At 34.7% G+C, this 21483-nt stretch carries 17 protein-coding genes; 9 read left to right on the top strand and 8 right to left on the bottom strand.

What is annotated here, in order from left to right; all coding sequences use genetic code 11:
* Positions 1 to 134 precede the first annotated feature (134 nt).
* Positions 135 to 4385 carry a CHAT domain-containing protein gene (locus tag MY04_RS01490; protein WP_066205301.1) on the top strand — a complete coding sequence of 1417 codons (4251 nt, stop codon included), beginning with the start codon at positions 135 to 137 and terminating at the stop codon, positions 4383 to 4385.
* Between the two features lie 273 nt (positions 4386 to 4658).
* The gene (locus MY04_RS01485) at positions 4659 to 5897 is read left to right on the top strand and encodes an aminotransferase class I/II-fold pyridoxal phosphate-dependent enzyme (protein ID WP_066205298.1); all 1239 of its coding nucleotides are present in this window, start codon (positions 4659 to 4661) and stop codon (positions 5895 to 5897) included.
* A gap of 510 nt (positions 5898 to 6407) precedes the next feature.
* Here the strand turns inward: MY04_RS01485 and MY04_RS01480 are convergent.
* Positions 6408 to 7004 carry an NAD(P)H-dependent oxidoreductase gene (locus tag MY04_RS01480; RefSeq protein WP_066205295.1) on the bottom strand — a complete coding sequence of 199 codons (597 nt, stop codon included), beginning with the start codon at positions 7002 to 7004 and terminating at the stop codon, positions 6408 to 6410.
* Between the two features lie 165 nt (positions 7005 to 7169).
* Here MY04_RS01480 and MY04_RS01475 point away from each other — a divergent pair, with 165 nt between their 5' ends.
* A complete protein-coding gene (locus tag MY04_RS01475) occupies positions 7170 to 9425 on the top strand; it encodes a transglycosylase domain-containing protein (RefSeq protein WP_066205292.1) in 2256 nt (751 codons plus the stop codon).
* A 54-nt stretch (positions 9426 to 9479) separates the two neighbouring features.
* Positions 9480 to 10274 (top strand): inositol monophosphatase family protein, encoded by a 795-nt coding sequence (locus tag MY04_RS01470; RefSeq protein WP_066212937.1) that lies wholly within the window; start codon positions 9480 to 9482, stop codon positions 10272 to 10274.
* A 4-nt stretch (positions 10275 to 10278) separates the two neighbouring features.
* On the opposite strand, the gene MY04_RS01465 is transcribed toward MY04_RS01470, so the two are convergent.
* The 5 genes from MY04_RS01465 to MY04_RS01445 all read right to left on the bottom strand — a co-directional run bounded on the left by MY04_RS01465 (position 10279) and on the right by MY04_RS01445 (position 14704).
* Entirely contained in the window at positions 10279 to 10737 is a 459-nt protein-coding gene (locus MY04_RS01465) for a hypothetical protein (RefSeq protein WP_066205289.1), read from the bottom strand.
* 196 nt (positions 10738 to 10933) lie between these two features.
* Positions 10934 to 12808 carry a glycoside hydrolase family 13 protein gene (locus MY04_RS01460; RefSeq protein ID WP_066205287.1) on the bottom strand — a complete coding sequence of 625 codons (1875 nt, stop codon included), beginning with the start codon at positions 12806 to 12808 and terminating at the stop codon, positions 10934 to 10936.
* 200 nt (positions 12809 to 13008) lie between these two features.
* A complete protein-coding gene (locus MY04_RS01455) occupies positions 13009 to 13239 on the bottom strand; it encodes a hypothetical protein (protein ID WP_066205285.1) in 231 nt (76 codons plus the stop codon).
* Positions 13240 to 13241: 2 nt separating this feature from the next.
* Entirely contained in the window at positions 13242 to 14204 is a 963-nt protein-coding gene (locus tag MY04_RS01450; RefSeq protein WP_066205280.1) for a YheT family hydrolase, read from the bottom strand.
* A gap of 17 nt (positions 14205 to 14221) precedes the next feature.
* The gene (locus MY04_RS01445) at positions 14222 to 14704 is read right to left on the bottom strand and encodes a GNAT family N-acetyltransferase (RefSeq protein WP_066205275.1); all 483 of its coding nucleotides are present in this window, start codon (positions 14702 to 14704) and stop codon (positions 14222 to 14224) included.
* A 156-nt stretch (positions 14705 to 14860) separates the two neighbouring features.
* Here MY04_RS01445 and MY04_RS01440 point away from each other — a divergent pair, with 156 nt between their 5' ends.
* The 3 genes from MY04_RS01440 to MY04_RS01430 all read left to right on the top strand — a co-directional run bounded on the left by MY04_RS01440 (position 14861) and on the right by MY04_RS01430 (position 16449).
* Complete coding sequence (locus tag MY04_RS01440) at positions 14861 to 15310, top strand: hypothetical protein (RefSeq protein WP_066205272.1); 450 nt, start codon at positions 14861 to 14863, stop codon at positions 15308 to 15310.
* Between the two features lie 130 nt (positions 15311 to 15440).
* On the top strand, positions 15441 to 15884 hold the full coding sequence (locus tag MY04_RS01435) for a hypothetical protein (protein ID WP_066205269.1): 444 nt from the start codon (positions 15441 to 15443) through the stop codon (positions 15882 to 15884).
* A gap of 118 nt (positions 15885 to 16002) precedes the next feature.
* Complete coding sequence (locus MY04_RS01430) at positions 16003 to 16449, top strand: hypothetical protein (RefSeq protein ID WP_066205266.1); 447 nt, start codon at positions 16003 to 16005, stop codon at positions 16447 to 16449.
* A gap of 2 nt (positions 16450 to 16451) precedes the next feature.
* Here MY04_RS01430 and MY04_RS01425 read toward each other — a convergent pair whose 3' ends face one another.
* Both MY04_RS01425 and asnS read right to left on the bottom strand, forming a co-directional pair.
* Positions 16452 to 16799 carry a TfoX/Sxy family protein gene (locus MY04_RS01425; RefSeq protein WP_066205263.1) on the bottom strand — a complete coding sequence of 116 codons (348 nt, stop codon included), beginning with the start codon at positions 16797 to 16799 and terminating at the stop codon, positions 16452 to 16454.
* Between the two features lie 368 nt (positions 16800 to 17167).
* A complete protein-coding gene (asnS, locus tag MY04_RS01420) occupies positions 17168 to 18598 on the bottom strand; it encodes an asparagine--tRNA ligase (protein WP_066205260.1) in 1431 nt (476 codons plus the stop codon).
* A gap of 292 nt (positions 18599 to 18890) precedes the next feature.
* Between asnS and MY04_RS01415 the strand changes: the two genes are divergently transcribed.
* Together MY04_RS01415 and MY04_RS01410 are read left to right on the top strand one after the other, a co-directional pair.
* Positions 18891 to 20129: an efflux RND transporter periplasmic adaptor subunit gene (locus tag MY04_RS01415; protein WP_066205257.1), complete on the top strand. Its 1239-nt coding sequence runs from the start codon at positions 18891 to 18893 to the stop codon at positions 20127 to 20129.
* Entirely contained in the window at positions 20129 to 21463 is a 1335-nt protein-coding gene (locus tag MY04_RS01410) for an ABC transporter permease (protein ID WP_066205254.1), read from the top strand. The genes MY04_RS01415 and MY04_RS01410 overlap by 1 nt, the downstream gene beginning before the upstream one ends.
* The last annotated feature ends 20 nt before the right edge of the window (positions 21464 to 21483 follow it).

The following is a 21483-nucleotide window of genomic DNA, read 5'->3' as shown; positions in this document are numbered from 1 at the left end:
ATTTATATTATAAAGGTGTCTTAATCAATTCAAATAGTAATAACATTCAGAATATGTTAATTTTTATTTACATTTGTATCTAATTCTCTATATTTATACCTCAAAATCTAAATACTCAAGCTTCTAGATCTACTATGATGAAGATTTACACTACTTTTCTTCTTTGCTGTCTATTCTTTATTTTAACTGCTACACCGTCTAAAGCAGATCGCGTGAACGATAAAATCGACAATCTTTTAAAGATTAGTCAGAAATATGCAGACGATGGTGAATATAAAAAGGCCTTAGAATGGAACGATAAGGCGATAGAAATTGCCAAAAAACGAGACTCTGCGTTAATCGATTTATTGTATTACCGTGCGAAGTATCAATTGGTACTTTCTAATCTACAAGAATTTGAAGAAACAACTGCTGCATTTTTAGAAATCTCTAAAAAACGAAAAAATGCTTCTTTTGGCTATGCCTATAATTTACTACGTGCCTCTTCTTTATATTTAGAATATAGTGATGTAGTAACAGCACAAGGCATGTATCAAAAAGCCATCGAAATACTTGATAATGATCCTAAGTTAGTAAAATTAGCAGAGAGAGGTAAAGATGACGATCTACTGAGGGCTAAAGTCAAAACCGAGCTATATTTATCATTAGGCTATTACGATAGTGCTCAAACTTCATTAACTCACTATCAGTTGACTGCCGAAGAATTTTATAAAAGTAGCGGTCAAACTATTTATCAATCAAGATCGAATAAACACCAAGACGTTAAATTCTCGAGTAGAGAGAAGAAACGTCTAAAAAGAGAATATGCTTTTTCTAAAACATTAGAAGGAAAGCTTTATCGCTTAATTGGCAATTACAATATGGCCGATAGTGTGCTTCTATCTACTGAAACTTGGATTGAAACCAACATCCGTAAAGACGATGAAAGCTATATCAGTAACTTTCATGAACGTACTTTAAATATAATCGAAAGTAAAATCGACCCTATCCTTCCTAAAAAGATGTTAGAAAAAAACATCTATAGAGCGGAAAGAGTGTTAGGAATCAGTCATCAGTTGTACTTTAAGATTCAAGAAGATTTAGTAGACTATTACGCTTGGCAACGTTTTCATTTTAAAGGTGAAAAAACGCAATGGGATTTTGATACCAACACGTCATTATACTTTGGTAAAAACAGTATTCAGCAAGCTTGTTCCAATCGTTTAGCTGCAAAGGACGATTATTTGAGAGGAAATTTTGAGCGTGCTGGAAAAATACTAGAAGAAGTTTTCAACGAAGGTCAACTTCCTAAAAATCATAAAGAATACATCTTGGCAAATCAGTTACTTTATAAAGTCGCTTTAGCTTTAGAAGAGGAAGGAGTTGCCCAGAAAGCTTTGGACAATTATGTATTACACACAGAAAAGAATTACGGTAAAGAGTCACTTGCTTATCACATTGCAAAAGTTGATGAAGCGACCTATTTGACCATGCATTCTGATAAATTTGAAAAAGCAGACGAACTTTTCACTGAACACCTTCCAGTAATAAAGGAGCGTTTGAGTCCTCATCATTACAAAAGATTACAAGCGGAAAAAGAAAGAGCTAATTATTATGCTTTAATGGGCGATACTCAAAAAGCGGCTGAATTAAGTGCTTCAATCAAAAAAGCTTATGCCGATTATTACGGTACCGACCATTTAGAATACATTAATGGCCTTCAAGGTACAGCAGCTTTTGCAATTGATTTGGGTGAATATGCAGATGCTGATGCTCAGATTACTGAAATGTTGAATTTATATGATAGTCATACTTACCGTAAAGGCACTCAAAACGTTGTTCATGCTACAGCTTTAGAAACAGCGGCAAGATTTCAGGTGCTTACCGGACAATATGATATCGCTTCCCAGAACTTGAGTAAAGCCAATCGTTTATCAAAGAATTCTCCCGATAAAGTGGCTTCATCTTCTTTCGATGACACTCAGGCTCAGATTTACCTAAAGAAAGAATACTTCTCTAATGCAGAGAGAATCATCAATAAATCAATTGAACATAGAACAGCAAGATTTGGTGATCACAGCCGTTTGCTCATAGTTCCATACACTCAGTTGGCCCGACTCTCCTACCTTAAAGGTGATTATATAAAAGCGGATTCGATTGCCCAAAGTGCACACGAAATCAGTATTGAAATCTTTGGAGAGGATACCAAGCAAGACATAGAACCACTTGAGGTGAAAGCAGAAATTGCCATTGCAATGGGTAACTATGAACTGGCTCAAGAGTACACTCAAAAGAAATTAGAAATTACCAAAAAAGTCTATGGCGAACGTCACACTGAAGTGGCAAAAGGCTACACTAATCTAGCTTTAATTGGTCTATACATGGGCTACCCTGCCGAAGAGGTAATGCACCTCTTTAAAGATGCAGTGAACATTGTAGCCATTCAACTAGGAAAAGATAACCCGGTATTTGCTATTACCTTAAAGAACTTGGCTTTAGCAAAAATTGAGGTAGGCGAATATGCAGAAGCTGAAGATCTACTAAAAGAAGCCAATAAGATTTGGATCGATAAATTAAAAACAGAAAACAATACAAATACTGCCGAAATCACTTTACTATTAGGTGATTTAGAAATGAAACGTGAGTTTTATGGACAAGCAGAAGATCATTATAATTTATCTCAAAAGATTTACAGTAAGATCTTTACTAAAGATCACCCACTTTATGTGAAATCTACATTGAAGAGATCTCAAGCTTATTATGCGGCAGGTTCTTATAACAAAGCTTTAAAATATGCGAGTATTGCACTTGATCAGAATGAAATTTTCATCAGAGAATATTTCCCTACTTTAAGTGCTAAAGAGAAGGCAAAATATTGGAAATCGATTCAAAACGATTACAACTATTTTTACTCTCTAACAAACACTTATCAGAAGAAGAAACTTTATGGTAAGATGTACGATTATGCACTTCAAACTAAACCTTTGTTGTTAAGTAGCTCGGTAAAAATCCGTACTCAAATTCAAAATAGTGGTGATTCAACCCTCATTAAAGACTTTGAAAATTGGGTAGAGAAAAAGGAGTTGTTGACGAAGGTGTTTGCCATGTCTATCGAACAACGCTTAGAAGAGGGAATCAATATTAAAAACCTCGAAAAAGAAATTAATGTCCTTGAAAAGGAATTAAGTGCTCGCTCAAGTGTATTTAACAATAGAATTTCAGAACGTATTTCGTGGAAGGATATTCAGAAAAACCTTGCTGATGGTGAAGCAGCTGTAGAGATCGTCCGATTTAGAAACTTCACGAATGTATTTACCGATTCGGTAATGTATGCGGCACTTATTCTTACTCCGAAAACAAAAACGGCTCCTGTCTTTAAAATCATCCCTAATGGCAATATGATAGAAACTGAGGGCTTAGGTTACTATAAAACTAACTTAATTTTTGGTTTCCCAGATGAGGAATCTTATGCTGCATTCTGGAAACCAATCAATGAGGTTGTGGGTGATGGTACTAAAGTGTATTTCTCTTCTGATGGGGTATATAATCAAATAAACTTAGAGTCTATTCCTGTTAACCTTGATAAAGGAACCTACATCATCGACCAAAACAATATTGTACTTACAAGTTCTACGGCTGAAATTCTTTCAGAACAAGAAGATAAAAAAGACAATATGAATGTTTCGTTGTTTGGTAACCCTGTTTTCTACAAAGACTTAACACCTGATCAATATAATCAGTATACTGTTCGTCCGATTACACAGCTTCCTGGTACTTATAAGGAAGTAAAAGCATTGGATAAACTGTTATCATCTAAGGATCATACAAACGATCAAGTATTCTTAAACAAAGACGCTACAGAGACAGCAGTGAAGGGATTAACATCACCTAGAGTGTTCCATATTGCTACTCACGGTTTCTTCTTGGATGACTTGGAAAGTAATAACACAAAATCGCTTTTCAATACGCAACAAGACATCAACCCTTTATTAAGATCGGGTCTATTACTTACCAATGCAGGTGATCTAATGGATACTGATAATGTGTATGCTTTCAACAAAGAAGAGGGTGTATTAACTGCCTACGAAGCAATGAACCTTAATTTCGATGAAACTGAATTGGTCGTATTGTCTGCATGTGAAACAGGTAAAGGTGATAATAAAGTAGGTGAAGGTGTTTATGGTCTTCAAAGAGCCTTTTTAGTAGCGGGTGCTGACAATATTATCATGAGTTTGTTTGAAGTATCTGATGAAGCCACTCAGAAATTAATGATAAGCTTCTATCAACTTTGGCTAAAAGAAGGACATAACAAAAGAGATGCATTTGCTCTTGCCAAAAAACAACTAAGAGAAGAATACCCTGAACCAAAATATTGGGGTGCCTTTATTATGATTGGTAAGATCTAAAGATAAACAATAATACTTCTAAAGGCTATTATTGACTAACTGCTAGAGGCCGTCGCTTAATTGTGGCGGTCTTTTTTTGATCTTATGTTGTTATAAAACAAACTGAATTTATCAATTTCGTTACTATCAACTACTTACTTTAAATATCTTATAAATTATTGATCAAATAATTTAAATATTAAAAAATATCCTCTAAGTTTGAATAGTTTTTTAGAAGTAGACTTTACATACATCTAAACACAGTTTTAGAAGATTAATAAATCATCCTAGACAATGGCTTCACTAACAAAAAAAGAATTACAGAAAAAGTACGAAGAGTACAAAGCACAAGGATTAGCTTTAGACATGACTAGAGGTAAGCCGGGTGTTGAGCAATTAGACCTATCGTTACCAATGTTGGACTTGGTAACATCGAAAGATTACAAAACTGTAGCGGGTGCTGATACGCGTAACTACGGTGGTCTTGATGGTATTCCAGAAATGAAAGAGATCTTTAAAGATTTCTTAGAAGTTTCTTCTACTGATGAAGTAATTGTTGGAGGTAACTCTTCTTTAACTTTAATGCATGATACAATTTCTCATGCAGTTACTCACGGTTTCCCAGAAAGTAAAAAACCTTGGGGTGAGCAAAAGGTAAAATTCCTTTGTCCTTCTCCTGGTTACGATCGTCACTTCTCTATCTGTGAGCACTTCGGAATTGAAATGGTTACTGTTCCAATGACATCAAAAGGTCCGGACATGGACGTGGTAGAAAAATTGGTTGCAGAAGATAAATCGATTAAAGGTATTTGGGTAGTTCCAAAATACTCTAACCCTACAGGTATCACTTGTTCTAAGAAAACTGTAAAACGTTTGGCGACAATGAAAACGGCGGCAAAGGACTTCCGTATCATGTACGATAATGCTTATACTGTTCACCACTTATCTAAAGAACAAGACGAATTAGCGAACATCTTAGAGCTAGCCAAAGAAGCAGGTACTGAGAACAGAGTATTGATCTTCGGTTCATTCTCTAAAATCTCATTTGCTGGTGCCGGTGTTGCTGCTATGGGTGCTGCCAAAATAAATATCGACTGGATGAAAGGTCATTTATCGATGTCTACAATTGGTCCTGATAAATTAAACCAAATCAGACACACTCGTTTCTTCAAAGACATGAAAGGTGTTGAAAAACACATGAAGAAGCACGCTAAGATTATCGCTCCGAAATTCGAAGCAGTAATCGAAATCCTAGAAAAAGAGCTAGGTGATAAAGGAATTGCTACTTGGACAAATCCAAACGGTGGTTACTTCATCTCATTAGACGTTCCAAAAGGTTGTGCAAAAGAAGTAGTACGTTTAGCTGCTGAAGCTGGCGTGAAGTTAACTGCTGCAGGTGCTACGTTCCCTTACAAGAACGATCCTAAAGATGAAAATATCAGAATTGCTCCAACTCTTCCTTCAATGGGCGAGATCAAATTAGCTACAAGAGTTCTAGCTGTATGTGTACAGTTGGCTGCTGCTAAGAAGTAATTCTAATTGATATAGAATAAAAGGCTGTACCAAAACAGGTTTATCTGTTTTGGTACAGCCTTTTAGTTTATGTAGGGTAACTTTACTTATTCTTAGTATTGTATCTCCCTTATATCTAGAAGGTGCTCTGTCTCTGTACTTGAATCTCTAGTTTACCCGGGCATAACGAGAGGGCTCTGATTCTATACTTACATTTTGGCTTATCCCGACATCTCGAGGGGTTGCCACCCCTCGTTCGGGAAGATGAGTATATCGATAAAATTGTGAATAACTTGGATTGTAGAAAACGGTAGATTTATAATCGATAAAATTGAGGGGTTACACCACCTCTCTATTTACATTACAAAATCATCAACTTCGTTCCTTAGTTCCTTAGTTCCTTAGTTAAAAAACGAGTGTAAATTCAGCAACTCCTAATTCCTAGTTCCTAACTCCTCATTCTAAAACCAAAGAAAACTTCAACTTTCCCTCTTACCTATTACTTCTTCCCTATTAGTTATTACTTATCACCTACCCTTCCTTTCCAAAATAGCTATCCAAAAGTTCCTTATATTCCGCCAAGTTCTCCTCAATATGCGGATCTTTCATCACATCATAAAAGTGGTAAGAGAATGCACCGCTAAGACCGATAAACTGATTCATTTTATGAAAACCAAACATTGGGCCTGCATCTACAGATTGTTCTTCAAAGAACTCATTTTTTAAGGTAAAAGCCTCTTCTGGAGCATTCCATGATGTTGTCAAAATGTATTCTTTTCCTTTTAGTAATCCACCTGTTCCGTAATTTAATTTTGGATCAACACGATGTCTCCCATCGCTATTGTAAATTTTTCCTTCTCCGTTTGTAAGGATTTCATCCAAGTACTTTTTAAAAGCAAATGGAATAGAGAACCACCATATTGGTGTATGGTAAATGATTACATCTGCCCAAACGAATTTTTCTACTTCTTCTTGAATGTCATAGCCTAGATCAATATTCGTCACCTTCACTTCTGTGTCTGGGTGATTCTTTAAATAGTCTTCGGAAAACTGTGTTATATGGATGTTAAGGGATCCTTTAGAGTGCATAAACTTTTGGGATCCGTTGATTACTAATACTTTTTTCATGAGATATAATTTGATATTCTTTCAATAAGATTACCGAAAAAAATGTACAAATGTTCTCTATTCTCTTAAGATTTAGTAAGTATTCACAAAGTGTACGCTTATCATTTTTTTATTACCTTTGTTGCTGTTCCCCAACAAAATCTACATAACAAACAACGATTCGATATGAATCCTATTAATCATTACTTTCAAATCATACTTTCTTTCTCAAAGAAACATTGGAAGCTTCTACTCGCCTCTTTTTTAGGGTTGATGGGTATTGGTGTTCTTTTACTAATACTGTTTTTAGGAGGATATTTTGGCCCTTCCTATTCGGATGATGAAATTTTAAGCTTCCAGAATGATGAAGCTTCTGAAGTCTTTTCTGAAGACAGGGTATTGTTAGGAAAATATTTTTCTGAAAATAGAACAAATGCACAGTTCGAAGATCTCCCAGATTATTTGATACAGGCCCTTGTTGCCACAGAAGATGCTCGTTATTTCGAACACGAAGGTGTCGATTCTCGAAGCGTCTTAAGAGTGATGGTTAAAAGTGTCTTGTTAGGCGATAAAAGTAGTGGTGGTGGTAGTACGATTACCCAACAATTGGCCAAAAATATGTTTGGGCGTAAAGACTACGGTATTTTCTCCATGTTAATTAATAAATCTGGAGAAATTAAAACGGCCCAACAATTAGAGCGACTCTATTCTAAAAACGAAATATTAGCCCTTTACCTTAATACTATTCCTTTTGGAGAAAGTATCTATGGTATTGAAACGGCTTCACAACGTTTCTTCAATAAAAAAGTAAACAATTTAAAGATTGAAGAGGCGGCTGTTCTTATTGGGATGTTGAAAGCCAACACTTATTACAACCCAAGAAAATATCCTGAACATGCTTTGGAAAGACGTAATGTCGTTTTACATCAAATGATGAAATACGACTACATTACAAAATCACAATACGATTCATTAAGTAAACTCCCCATATCACTTGATTATGCCAATAAAGAAAATAATGGGATTGCTGACTACTTTTTATCAAGAGTAAAAATTAAGGCTCAATCTATTATCACGGAGTACAATCAGAAAAATGGAACACACTATGATATTGAGGCGGATGGATTAAAAATTCATACCACACTAAATGCCCAGCTTCAAAAATACGCTATCGAAGCAGTTGAACGTCAATTAAAAGAAAAGCAAGAAGCCTTATTTCAGCAGTATAAAATGCAGAAATATAAAACGGAGCTACAACAGATTATTGATAGAAAATTCAATCAACTAAATGTTGAGAATACGGTAAGTAAGCAGGAATATTTTACTTGGGAAGGAAATAAAGTCGATGATCTCTCGGTAAAAGATAGTATTAGAAATGAGTTGCTATTATTGCATGCTGGATATTTGGCGATACATCCTCAAAATGGAGAAGTGAAAGCCTATGTTGGTGGTATAGATTTCCAATCTCATCCATATGATCAAGTAATGGCTAAACGACAATTGGCTTCTACTTTTAAACCGATTTTATATGCTGTTGGGCTTGAAAACGGTTACTATCCTTGTAAATACATCAAAAATGAATTAGATGAAAATGAGGAAGGATGGAAGCCTAGTAACTATAGTAAGACCTCCGGAGGAATGTACAGTATGGCAGCTGCTTTGGCGAAATCATTAAACATTCCAACGGTTAGAATCTATAATAAAATTCCATTTGATGATCTCAAAGAACTATGGGACAACCTTCAATTCGAAGAAGAAATAAAGGATTTTCCCTCAACAGCATTGGGTACAACAGATGCTAGTATTTGGGAATTATCGGAAGCTTATGCCTCTTTTGCTAATGGTGGTTTTTATGTGCAACCAAGTATGATTACTGAAATTGTCGCAGCAGACGGCACAGTTCTTTATACTGCTCCTAAAGTTCCTTACTCACATCGAGTAATGCAAGAAAACACCGCTATCCAAATGACGGACATGTTGCAGAAAGTAATGAATGAAGGCACTGGTGTAGGAATGAGAAGTAGATATGGTGTCACTTTACCATTAGCTGGTAAAACAGGTACCTCACAAAACTATGGAGATGCTTGGTTTGCTACCTACAATCCAAATTTGGTGATTATATCAAGAGTTGGTGCCTCGACCAATCAAATCCATTTTTCTTCTGGAAGAAATGGATCAGGAAGTGCATTGGCTTTACCGATTACCGCTTATAGCTTGCAAAAAGTACAAAAGGATCGTCAGCTAAAAAATTGGTTTATTCCATTTGATGCTACCCCATCGTATTTATCAAATAGTATGAATTGTGAAGATTATAAAGAGGGAACAGACGTTGAGATGTTCTTTAAAAATATCTTCAAACCGAAATCCAAAGAAGAAAAACAAAAACGAAAGGAATTAAGAAAGGAAAAAAGGCAAAAAAGAAAGGAAAAACGAGGGATTTGATTAATATTACTATTCAAAATAAGCACATGCTCATAACCTTATAAAATGAACAAAATGGATTTTAAAGATCTGACCCATAAAGTGGTAAAACTAACTGAGAAGGTAGGCGAATTTATTGCCATTGAAAGACAAAACTTCGATAGTTCTAAAATAGAATACAAAGGCCTTAACGATTTGGTTTCTTATGTAGATAAAACTGCAGAGAAAAAACTTGTCGAGGGACTGACTACCCTTTTACCAGAAGCCGGTTTTATTGGGGAGGAAGGAACAAATAAACCGTCACAGAATGGTTTAACTTGGATTATTGATCCATTAGATGGTACGACCAACTTTATTCATGGTGTGCCTATTTTCTCTATCAGTATCGCCTTAGTATCTGAAAACGATTATTGTTTAGGCGTTGTTAGAGAAGTGAATCTAAACGAATGTTTTTATGCCTGGAAAGATGGAGGTGCGTTTATGAATGGCTCTCCAATTCATGTTTCTATGCAAACTAATTTAAAATCTGGTTTAATTGCTACAGGCTTTCCATATTACGATTTTGAAAAAATGCCTCAGTACATCAATATCTTAAAAGGTATGATGGAAGGATCACATGGTTTACGAAGAATGGGTTCTGCTGCTGTAGACTTAGCTTATGTGGCTTGTGGTCGTTTTGAAGGTTTTTTCGAATATAACCTAAATCCATGGGATGTTGCAGGAGGTGGTATTATAGTAAAAGAAGCTGGTGGTATAGTCTCTACTTTTAGTAACAATGATAGTTATATTGAAGACCGAGAAATTATTGCTGCTGCTCCTTCTATCCACAAAGAAATGCAATCGATCATATACAAAAAGTGGAATAGTTAATTAACTATTCCACATTAGTAGAATCAAATTCATCTAGATACCCGTCTGTGTATAACAAATATGTATCTGCATTAGAAGTTTCATCTTCAAATAAAGTTTTGAACTCTAATAAATATAATGTTGCACTATCAAGATCGTTAAACTCTAAATCTTTACTAAGTACATTATCTTTAATAGTCAATTCTTCATACGGAATCGACGTTTGTTCTACAATTTGTGAAGTAGAATCGTTTATCAATAGATAATTCAAAGTGTAAGACGACCTCTTATCTCTATTCCATCCCAATATTTTCACTCTCACTGCTAACTGTGAAGCTGAATCTTGTACTCCCAAGACCTCAATATCATGAAAAACGTTTTCAATCGGGTCGTTAATTAGTACGTCATCTTCATCATTAAGCGGTACACAAGCACTGAAGATAAAAACGAATGAAATAGCGAATAAAATGATGTTTCTATTCATTACGCTTATGTTTGTTGCCTTTGTTTTAAAGACAATTGTAATTGCACTATGAACAACAAAAGTATGACTTTTTTGTTATATTTTTTCAAATTATTTTTTGATGTTAACGATTAGAAGCAATTACACCTTCATATAATTGAAAAGATCCACTTTAAATAAATAAAGTGGATCTTTCTATTTATGTCTAACTGTTTGATTATTCAACCACTAACATAGTACCTGAATTAGCAGGAACTGTAATTGTACCCGATGTTAAATCGAATGTTTTACCAGTTACAACATCAGTTGCTTTTTTCGCTCCTTCTAGTACCTCTTGATAATGATCTAAATCTACTGTTGTTTCTTCAGTATTCTTGTTGAAGATCGACATTACTTTTGTATCATCATCATATCTAAACATCACATACACCTCGTTTAATGGAGAAAAGTGAGTTAATTTACCATCTTGTAAAGCTGTAGTTTTTGTTCTAAAGTTGGTTAACTTTTTCACTAAATCCATAGCTTCTTTTTGCTGATCAGTTAAGCCTTTGCCTTCAAAAACATTGACTTTGTCACCTGCCCAACCACCTGGCATGTCTTCTCTAATTAAACCATGGTCGCCAGCTGGATCGTTGTTACCCATCACTAATTCAGTACCATAGTAAATTTGAGGAATACCTCTAACAGTGTAGATATATACTAAACCTGTTTTAAAGTAATCGAAGTTATGATTTACCTGATCCCAGAAACGTGGTGTATCGTGGTTATCAGGGAAAGTAACTAAGTTGAATGGATCTGGATACAAGAAATCGTTCGCCAACATCTCATACACTTCGTTGAATGCTTGTTGGTATGGTGCTTTTTCTTTGTTCAAAGAATTCACTAAAGACTCTTGAATTGGGAAGTCCATCATAGAAGGGCTATTCGATACGTAACCGTTTTGGTTTACTTTACCTTTTTGCCATCTTGATACTAAAGCAGGATTCGAAGTCCACTCTTCACCTACGATGTTAAAGTTTGGATATTCAGCCATGATCGCACCTGACCAATCTGACATAAAATCAGCATCTGGGTAAGGGTAAGTATCTTGACGAATACCACCTAGATCAGCATATTCTACCCACCAAATTGAGTTTTGGATCAAATAAGTAGCCAATAACTCATTTCTTTGGTTTAAGTCAGGCATTGTACCCACGAACCAACCATCCGCATGTCTTCTTTTATCAGATTCTGTTGCATAAGGATCTGCTAAAGTAGCTCTTTGGTGTGAAGTCACTGGCTTCTCTTCTAGATCTTGGTAATTATACCAATCTTTTGTTGGCAAATCGTTTGTCCACCAGTGATTTAAACCACAGTGATTTTCGATTTGGTCCATGATAATTTTGATACCTCTCTTTTTCGCCTCAGCTACAAGAGTTACATACAATTCGTTAGAACCATATCTTGGATCAATTTTATAGTAGTCGGTAGTTGAATAACCATGGTAAGAATAACTTTCCATGTTATTTTCTAATAATGGGTTGATCCACAGAGCTGTGAATCCTAAATCTTGGATATAATCTAAATGATTAATGATACCTTGAATATCACCACCATGACGACCACCTTTATTTGAACGATCAACACCTTCTAACATACCTTCAACAGTATCGTTAGATTCGTCGCCATTCACAAAACGGTCTGGTGTGATAAGGTACATTGCATCTTTGTTGCTGAAACCTTCTCTTTCTGCAGAACCTTCTCTACGTTGTTTTAACTCATACTCGTAAGTGAAAACCACTTTGCCTTTTGAGTTTTTAAACTGAACAGGGAATTTACCTGGCTCAACATCTTTATCTAAAGTAAGATTTAGGAAAAGGTAATTCGGATTATCAACTTTAATTACTTGATCTAGCAATACACCCTCATAAGAAAGGCTAACATCCAAATCAGAAATGTCATTTCCATGAACAAGTAGTTGCAATTTAGGGTTGACCATTCCTGCCCACCAAAAGGCAGGTTCTACTCTATCAATAGATGTTTTTGTTTTAGCGGAAACTACATTAGTAAGTAATAATAGTGTTCCTAAAATGATTGTAAGTGTTTTTCTCATTGTGGTAAGTAATAACTCTTTATATAAGAATATGAATTGTGTAATTCGTTTACACAAACATGATTTATTAGACGTAGAAACGCAACTTTTGTTGGCCATCAAAAGGTCAACATAAGCTATTACGAAGTAAACATAGAAAGAAAAAACACGCTTATTTTAGCTTTTAGAGGGTTTTTGGGGTAAACATTTAAGTTACAAGCTTAAATTGCTTTTTGTGCTTCCATTTCTTTTTTCTTCTTGGCAGCTTCTATTTTTTCGTTCATTTCTTTCTTCAATTTAATCATATATTTATTTTTTAAATAGGCTCCGTAAACAAAAAATAAAAATGACACGCCAAGACCTGAATATCTTATCAGCTCATTATCTTTAAAAACAATCCAAGATGTAACAGCAGTTATGATGCCTAGAATAGTGAATAAAAATCCAATCATTATTAATTCTTTAAATGTTCTCTCAAGAATTCATCAACACGAGATAAGTACCATCTTTTATCATTAAATGAGGTTAGAAAACCAACATGTCCTCCATATTTTGGTGTTTCTAAAAATAAACATTCATTCTCTGCAGCTTTTTCATAGGGATAACACTCTTCAGACAAAAAAGGATCGTCTTTAGCATTTAAAAGTAATGTGGGAATAGAAATATCCTGAAGATATTGTTCTGAACTACACTGTGTCCAATAATCCTCGGCATCTTTAAACCCATGTGCTGGCCCGGTGTAAAGGCTGTCAAATTCTACAAATGTTTTTGCTTTACTTATTTTATCAATTAATTCCTGACTCTTATTATATTTTTCTAACTTAGGTATAACTTTTCCCTTCAAAGATACTAGAAAGTCTTGAAGATAAACCATATTCTTTGATTTCTGTAACACTTTTGCCGCACTATTCAGTTGAACAGGAACAGATATCCCCACAGCAGCCCTAATTTTTTTAGAAAGTTGACCTGCAGATCGTCCAACATGTAATAAAGTGATGTTTCCACCCAGACTTACTCCCAGTAAGATAATATGATCATATTTTTCATCAAGATGTTGAATAAGAGTATCTAAATCTTTTGTATGACCACTATGATAAGAGGAATACAAACGATTTGGAGTCCCACTACAACTCCTATGATTCATCGCCCAAACATCAAATTGATTTTCAAAATGATTGGCCATTTCCAAAATATAGGTCGATTGTGCTGAGCCTTCTAAACCATGCATTAACACTATAGCAGAAACATGACCACCCAAAACAGTGTCTACATCATAAAAATCTCCATCAACAGACTCAAAACGTTTTCTTACATAAGAAGCCCCTTTTTGTGGACGAACTCTATTCGCAAAAATGGTATTTACATGTTTATTTCTATATAAAAATGGTGGGTGATATTCTGAGTTAATATTGGGCATTATGAGATGGATTTAAGTTATAATGTTTTCAACATCCATATTTGACATGCATGATGATTTGTATTTCCTAAAGGTTTGTCTAGGGTTTTGAACCCCATTTTTTGATATAAATTGACACCTCCTACTAATTGAGGCATTGTTTCTAAATAGCACGCATCATATTTCTTTTCTTTTGCGAATTCTAAACAAGCCTGCATTAAGGCTTTTCCTATACCTTTCCCTCTAGTTTCTTTGGAAAGGTAGATTTTTTGAAGTTCACAAACATTGGTATTGTTTCCTTCAATTTTTCCAATTCCAGAACCTCCTACCACTTTCCCATCATACTCGGCTACAAAATATTCTATATCATCAATATGACTATAAAACTCAGATAGCTTACTTAAGTTTTTATCAAAATAAGCTGTACCGGGCAGATTTGCCTTGTGTTCTTCCAATGAAGTTTTGATAATCTGTTCAATAATAGGGTTGTCTTCACTTCGAATAGGTCGAATGTTTAACATCTTTAATTTATGCTTTTGAATTGATGATTTGAATGTGGAAAAGTAAGATACAAAGATAAATAAATTTAATAACTCTTAATACGTGTAGGGTAACTAACCAACTTGATAGTATTAGTAATGATTGTCAGCTACTTATATCATCTAAACAATAATACTATGAAAAATTTAATTGCTCTAGTTTTCGGTTTAATATTCTTCTCATTTAATATTTATGGTTCAAATGCCATTGATGGTCATCACCCCAAACATAAAAAAAGTGAATATGATCATTTGGCTACACCACCGAAAGTAAAAACTGCACCATTTATTAAAGGTGTGGCTGCAGAACCTACTTTAGAAATATATAAAGATTCAAAACATCATTTAATGTTAGTGGAGAAAACCTCTGACCATATATTATTTGATGGACTTATTGAGGGTAAAGACTTCGTTAGGGTATTCAATGATACAAGAGATCACACTAAAAATATGATCATATGGAGAATAAAACATTATGATCATAAATCCAGAAAAATCACTTGGAAAAAATATACTTACAAGAGAGTTGAAAATGTGGGGTGGAGACCTGTAGATAATGAAACCACTATAGTGAAAGCATTTAACTAGCATCCAAATTATATTAAAGTCATAAAAGATCGACGTATTTGTCGATCTTTTTTTATGTTAATTTGTTTAAAATCAAACATCTCTCAATCGCTATCATGCGTTTATAGTTTAAACTCAAACATTTACCCCTATGAAAAATCTACTTTTTATATTGTCCCTTTTATTTGTATCATCATTCACTTTTGCAGATCATGAAGAAGAAGGTGAGAAGAAAAAGAAAAGTGAAAAATATGATCATATGAACACTGCACCTAAAATAAAAACGGCTCCATTTATTCAAGGTCTAGCTAATGAAACTACCTTGGAGCTATTCAAAGAAGGCAGAAAACACATGATGATTATCGATACTGAAAAGGAACATATTCTTTTCGATGGTTTAAAAGAAGAAACCGACTTTGTACGTATTTACACAGATGAAACCGATGGTCGAGACTGTTTAATTATCTGGAGAAAAATAGATACTGATGAAAAAACAGGAGAAATTTCTTGGAAAAAATTTACTTATAAAGAATTTGAAGATATAGGTTGGAGACCTGTAGATAATTCTACAACACAGGTAAAATCATATAAATAAAATATTTATACTATTAGCTCCAATAAAGGCTTTTGGATTTTTTTTCATCCGATAGCCTTTTTTTTTGGTGACATTTTTATTCCGCTGATATAAGTAAGTGAACAAAAACTATAATATTATGAAAAAGTACACTTTAATATCGGTTATCTTTCTATTAATTATTAATAGTATCGCCTTTGCAGAAGGAGGAGAAGATGGTAAAAATAAAAGATCAGAAAATTATGATCATATGAATACCAATCCAAAAATTAAAACGGCTCCACACATTCAAGGTGTTGCTGCGAATGGTACTTTAGAAATTTTTTATGATGGTAAGCATCATCAAATGATTATTGATAAAGAAACTGACAATATCTTATTTGATCATTTAGATCAAGAAACAGATTATGTTAGAATCTATACGGATAAAACAGATGGGAACAAATGTTTATTGATCTGGAGAATTAAGAAAGTGAATAAAGAAACAGGCAAAATCACATGGAAACAATATTCATATAAGCATTTTGAAGATATTGGTTGGAGACCTGTAGATAACAGAACAACTGCAGTAAAATCTTTTCAATAGCATTAACCATACAATTTGATATTGTATTCTAGTGCTTTTTCTAACCAATATTCTAGTTGTTCATCCATATCGAATCCATCAGGAATAATATATATAAACCCTTTCATTGGTCGACCTGTAAAGTCCATTGGAAGGGTTTCTTCTTTTTCTATCTCCAAAACATATTGATCCTCCCCTATTTTGGCCATCAACAAACTATCCCCATACTTTTTATCAATATGAATCCCACAACACATTTTATTATTCACCATAAAAACCAATCCTCCCATCATTTTCTTTGGGAAGTACTCTACGTTTTGTTGTTGGAACCATCGGTCGATGCGTTCGCCTAAATATTCGTCGTATGCCATGATTTAGGGATTAAGGATTAAGGATTAAGTAATAACTAATAAGGAATAGGTAATGTAGAGAACTGTGCTGGGAAAAGCAACTGGGTTAAGGGAAGAGGGAAGAAGTAAGAGGGAAAGTAGGTTATAGGTTTGGGTTAATTAGGAGTTAGGAGTTAGGAGTTAGGAGTTAGGAGTTGATGAATTTACGCTCCTCATTACGCGGGCACGAGTCGGGAGACTCGCGCTAGTTAAAAAAATTATTTAAATCCGTACATTCCCCCTACGAACTATTTAACATTTCACGTTTTTCATTTTTAACTTTTCATTTTTAATTAAAAAAAAGCCGCTGATTATCGCTAATCAACGGCTTTATTAAAAATGATTTTTTTCTAAAATTCCGCACTTTTCGGAGCACGTGGGAATGGAATTACGTCTCTGATGTTAGACATACCTGAAACGAATAATACGATTCTTTCGAAACCTAAACCAAAACCTGAGTGAGGTGCTGTACCGAATTTACGCAATTCTAAGTACCACCAAAGTTCTTCTTGAGGCACTCCCATTTCTTCCATTCTAGTTTGAAGTTTCTCTAGTGAATCCTCTCTTTGAGAACCACCGATGATTTCTCCAATACCAGGGAAAAGAACGTCCATTGCTCTTACTGTTTTTCCATCATCATTTTGCTTCATGTAGAACGATTTGATGTCTTTAGGGTAATCAGTAAGGATGACTGGCTTTTTGAATTCTTTTTCAACAAGGTAACGTTCGTGTTCCGATTGTAAATCGATACCCCAATCTACAGGATATTTGAATTTACCTTTCTTAAATGGTTTTGAACGCTTCAATACTTCGATTGCCTCAGTATAAGTCAAACGCTCAAAGTTATTTTCTGATACAAATTTCAAACGCTCAACAAGACCTAGTTCTGATCTTTCGTTTTGAGGTTTTGATTTTTGCTCTTGTGCATATCTTTGATCAAGGAAAGCCAAATCGTCTGGACATTGTTCCATAGCGAAGTCGATCAAATATTTGATCATTTCTTCTGCTAGGTCCATGTTGTCGTCCAAATCATAGAAGGCCATCTCTGGCTCGATCATCCAGAATTCTGCTAAGTGACGAGTAGTGTTAGAGTTTTCAGCTCTAAATGTTGGTCCGAAAGTATATACTTCGCCCATTGACATTGCCCCTACCTCTGCCTCTAGCTGTCCAGATACCGAAAGGTTCACCGCTTTTCCGAAGAAATCTTCTTTGTAATCGATTTCTCCATCTTCAGTTAGTGGAGGGTTTTTAAGATCAAGGTTAGTTACCTTAAACATCTCACCTGCACCTTCTGCATCAGAACCTGTAACGATTGGAGTGTGCATATAGATAAATCCTTTCTCGTTAAAGAATTTATGGATACCATATGCTAAAGCGTTACGTACTCTGTAAACAGCACTCATTGTTTGAGTTCTTGGACGCAAGTGCGCTTTTTCTCTCAAGAATTCTAATGAGTGTCTTTTTGGTTGTAATGGATATTCATCTGGATCTGCATCTCCAAGAATCTCCAATGAATCTACAGTGATTTCGATTCTTTGACCTTTACCTTGAGATTCAACCACTGTACCGTCAATACTTATTGCAGCACTAGTCGTTAATCTTTTGAGTAAATCTTCGTCAGTATTTTCAAAATCTACCACTGCTTGCAAATTATTGATAGTAGAACCGTCATTCAATGCGATGAAACGATTGCTTCTAAATGTTCTTACCCATCCTTTTACATTAACTTTGGCTCCGATCTCTCCGGTTGCCAGCAAGTCTTTAATCTTTGTTCTTTTCACTTGCGTGGTAGTTTAAATTGTTCTAAAAAAAAGACAATACGGAATTGTCATAAAAATGAGCACAAATATATAAAGATTAAGCAAGTTTTGTAGTCGTTTCTAAAGGATTTAATACAAAGAGGCTAATTTCTTTTCATATGTTATAAATAGTCGATTTAAATAAGGGGGTATTTTCGTCGATTAACAAAGCTTAATAATATTTTTTACGACTTTCAATGTCTATTCACAAACTTATAGTGTCAAATTATTAAATGACTAATCTATTCAATTTTTTCAAATAGCAAACCAACTAATGAGTAAAAAAATAATTATAGGTAGCTCGGTCTTTCTTGTTTTAATTATTTCTATCTTCTTTTTCTCTGGAAACAATTCTGAACAAGTATTACTTACAAAAGCTAGAATTGATAATCTAAATATCAATGTAAGTACTACAGGTGAACTTGAAGCTAAAAACTTTGTAGAAATTCAAGGTCCGTTAGGAATGCGACAAGCACAAATTTGGGAAACTAAAATCAACAGCTTAGTGCCTGAAGGTACAGTGGTTGAAAAAGGACAACAAGTAGCTCGTTTGGATGCTTCTTCTTTGGGTGACAAACTAGAACAAAAAGGCACCGATTTAACTAAGGCTGAATCTCAATGGGAACAAACTCAATTAGATACTGCACTTCAACTAAGTTTAGAGCGTGATAAAATCATCAACTTAGAATTTACTGTTCAAGAAAAAAAATTAGCCCTTGAGCAATCTGCTTTTGAACCACCTGCAACTATTAAACAAGCAGAAATTGAGGTAATTAAAGCGGAAAGGGATCTTAGACAAACCAAACAGAATTACCTCGTAAAACAAAAACAACTAAGTGCAAAAATGCGTGAGGTGAATGCTAATCTTAGTCAGGCGAAAAGTAAAGTGAAGTTTTTAGAAGATTTATTTCAGGAGTTTACCATTGTTGCTCCGGAATCTGGAATGGTGATTTACGCCAAAGATTGGGATGGCAAGAAGAAAAAAGAAGGATCAAATATTCGAGCATGGGACCCTGTTGTGGCCACCCTACCTGATTTATCCGTGATGATCTCGAAAACTTATGTGAACGAAGTAGATATCCGTAAAATTCAAAAAGGACAAACTGTGAGTATTGGCCTGGATGCATTCCCTGATAAAAACCTTACAGGTGAAGTCACAAAAGTAGCTAATGTAGGTGAACAAAAACCTAATTCAGATGCCAAAGTATTCGAAGTAGTTATCCTTGTGAATCAATCAGATAGTACTTTACGACCTTCGATGACAACTTCCAACATCATTCAAACTGGAAGTAAAGAGAATGTTTTATTAATTCCTATTGAAGCACTTCATACTGAAGGAGATTCCATCAACTTTGTCTACAAGAAAACAGTAGGAGGTTTCGAAAAACAAGAAGTAAAAACGGGCTTGATGAATGATCAAGATATTGAGATCCTTACCGGTCTTTCTGAAGGAGAAGAAATCTCTTTGAATACACCTGAATCATCTTCTTCAAACATAGCGACTGTAGAATAATGATAGACAGAATATTAATTAACCTGTCCATCGCTTTAGAAGCTATTTTAGCCAACACATTACGATCTTTCTTAACTGCCCTAGGAATTATTTTTGGTGTTGGGGCTGTAATTGCCATGTTGGCTGTTGGACAAGGTGCTCAAAAAGAGATCTTGGATCAGATGAAATTGGTGGGAGTAAATAATATTGTGATTACTCCAATTAAAGAACAGAGTGAGGAAAAATTAGATGATGACAATGGAGGTGAAGATAAAAAGAAATTCTCACCTGGTCTAAGTGTCCTTGATATTGAAAACATCGCTCACACTCTTCCGAACATTCAGAAAATTAGTCCTGAAATTGAGTTAGACACCTACATTATTAAGAATGGTATAAGAAGATCGACCAAGTTGATTGGGGTGGAGAATACCTATTTTGAAATATATAATCATGAATTAAGCGAAGGTGCTTTATTTTCTAATACTCATTTCAAATTCGGAAAACCTGTTTGTGTGATTGGTCGAGGTTTACAAACTCGTTTCTTTAGCAAGGAAAATCCTATTGGGAAACAGATAAAATGTGGTGGACAATGGCTGACTGTTGTTGGTGTATTGAAGGAACGAATGGTTTCATCAAAAAATCTGGAAAAACTAGGTATACGAAACGCGAATATGGATGTGTATATTCCTTTAAATACGATGCTTATTCGATATAAAGACCGAGCGAAAGTCACCAAATCAGATATTCAAAAAGCTTCTGCAGATGCAGCACAAGGAAAAGAACAAGAGAATAAAAACGTCAATTATCATCAACTGGATAAAGTGGTGATTCAGATGGCAGAATCTCAACATCTTTCTTTGGCCGCTGAGGTATTGCAAAAAATGTTGACGAGAAGACATTACGATAAAGTCGATTTTGAAATTAGTATTCCTGAGATGCTTCTAAAACAACAACAGAGAACAAAAGACATCTTTAATATTGTCTTAGGTGCAATTGCATCAATTTCTTTAATTGTTGGAGGTATTGGTATTATGAACATTATGCTGGCTTCTGTTCTAGAACGTATTAAAGAGATCGGTCTTCGTATTTCTTTGGGAGCCAAAAAGCAAGATATCATTCTACAGTTTTTATTAGAGGCTGTTTTAATCAGTTTATCTGGGGGAACAATAGGTGTTATTCTTGGATTTATAATGGCCACTGCAATAGCAAGTGTCGCTGATATTCCGACGATTGTATCATTTACTTCAGTATTAATTTCGTTCGGAGTAGCTACCTCTATCGGGATCATTTTTGGTATTTCTCCTGCTAGAAAAGCAGCTAATCAAGATCCTATTGAATCGTTACGATACGAATAAAAAACTATTACTTACATCGA

Source organism: Flammeovirga sp. MY04 (assembly GCF_001682195.2).
Classification (GTDB): Bacteria; Bacteroidota; Bacteroidia; order Cytophagales; family Flammeovirgaceae; genus Flammeovirga; species Flammeovirga yaeyamensis.
The sequence above is the reverse complement of the archived record's forward strand: the minus strand, read 5'-3'. Positions and strand labels throughout refer to the sequence as shown.

What these genes read in the sequence shown, in the direction of transcription:
- MY04_RS01470 (WP_066212937.1), top strand. Translation starts at nt 9,480, where the DNA reads ATGGATTTTAAAGATCTGACCCATAAAGTGGTAAAACTAACTGAGAAG.
- MY04_RS01465 (WP_066205289.1), bottom strand. Translation starts at nt 10,737, where the DNA reads ATGAATAGAAACATCATTTTATTCGCTATTTCATTCGTTTTTATCTTC.
- MY04_RS01415 (WP_066205257.1), top strand. Translation starts at nt 18,891, where the DNA reads ATGAGTAAAAAAATAATTATAGGTAGCTCGGTCTTTCTTGTTTTAATT.
- MY04_RS01460 (WP_066205287.1), bottom strand. Translation starts at nt 12,808, where the DNA reads ATGAGAAAAACACTTACAATCATTTTAGGAACACTATTATTACTTACT.
- MY04_RS01480 (WP_066205295.1), bottom strand. Translation starts at nt 7,004, where the DNA reads ATGAAAAAAGTATTAGTAATCAACGGATCCCAAAAGTTTATGCACTCT.
- MY04_RS01435 (WP_066205269.1), top strand. Translation starts at nt 15,441, where the DNA reads ATGAAAAATCTACTTTTTATATTGTCCCTTTTATTTGTATCATCATTC.
- MY04_RS01455 (WP_066205285.1), bottom strand. Translation starts at nt 13,239, where the DNA reads ATGATTGGATTTTTATTCACTATTCTAGGCATCATAACTGCTGTTACA.
- MY04_RS01425 (WP_066205263.1), bottom strand. Translation starts at nt 16,799, where the DNA reads ATGGCATACGACGAATATTTAGGCGAACGCATCGACCGATGGTTCCAA.
- MY04_RS01485 (WP_066205298.1), top strand. Translation starts at nt 4,659, where the DNA reads ATGGCTTCACTAACAAAAAAAGAATTACAGAAAAAGTACGAAGAGTAC.
- MY04_RS01450 (WP_066205280.1), bottom strand. Translation starts at nt 14,204, where the DNA reads ATGCCCAATATTAACTCAGAATATCACCCACCATTTTTATATAGAAAT.
- MY04_RS01410 (WP_066205254.1), top strand. Translation starts at nt 20,129, where the DNA reads ATGATAGACAGAATATTAATTAACCTGTCCATCGCTTTAGAAGCTATT.
- MY04_RS01490 (WP_066205301.1), top strand. Translation starts at nt 135, where the DNA reads ATGATGAAGATTTACACTACTTTTCTTCTTTGCTGTCTATTCTTTATT.
- MY04_RS01440 (WP_066205272.1), top strand. Translation starts at nt 14,861, where the DNA reads ATGAAAAATTTAATTGCTCTAGTTTTCGGTTTAATATTCTTCTCATTT.
- MY04_RS01475 (WP_066205292.1), top strand. Translation starts at nt 7,170, where the DNA reads ATGAATCCTATTAATCATTACTTTCAAATCATACTTTCTTTCTCAAAG.
- MY04_RS01430 (WP_066205266.1), top strand. Translation starts at nt 16,003, where the DNA reads ATGAAAAAGTACACTTTAATATCGGTTATCTTTCTATTAATTATTAAT.
- MY04_RS01445 (WP_066205275.1), bottom strand. Translation starts at nt 14,704, where the DNA reads ATGTTAAACATTCGACCTATTCGAAGTGAAGACAACCCTATTATTGAA.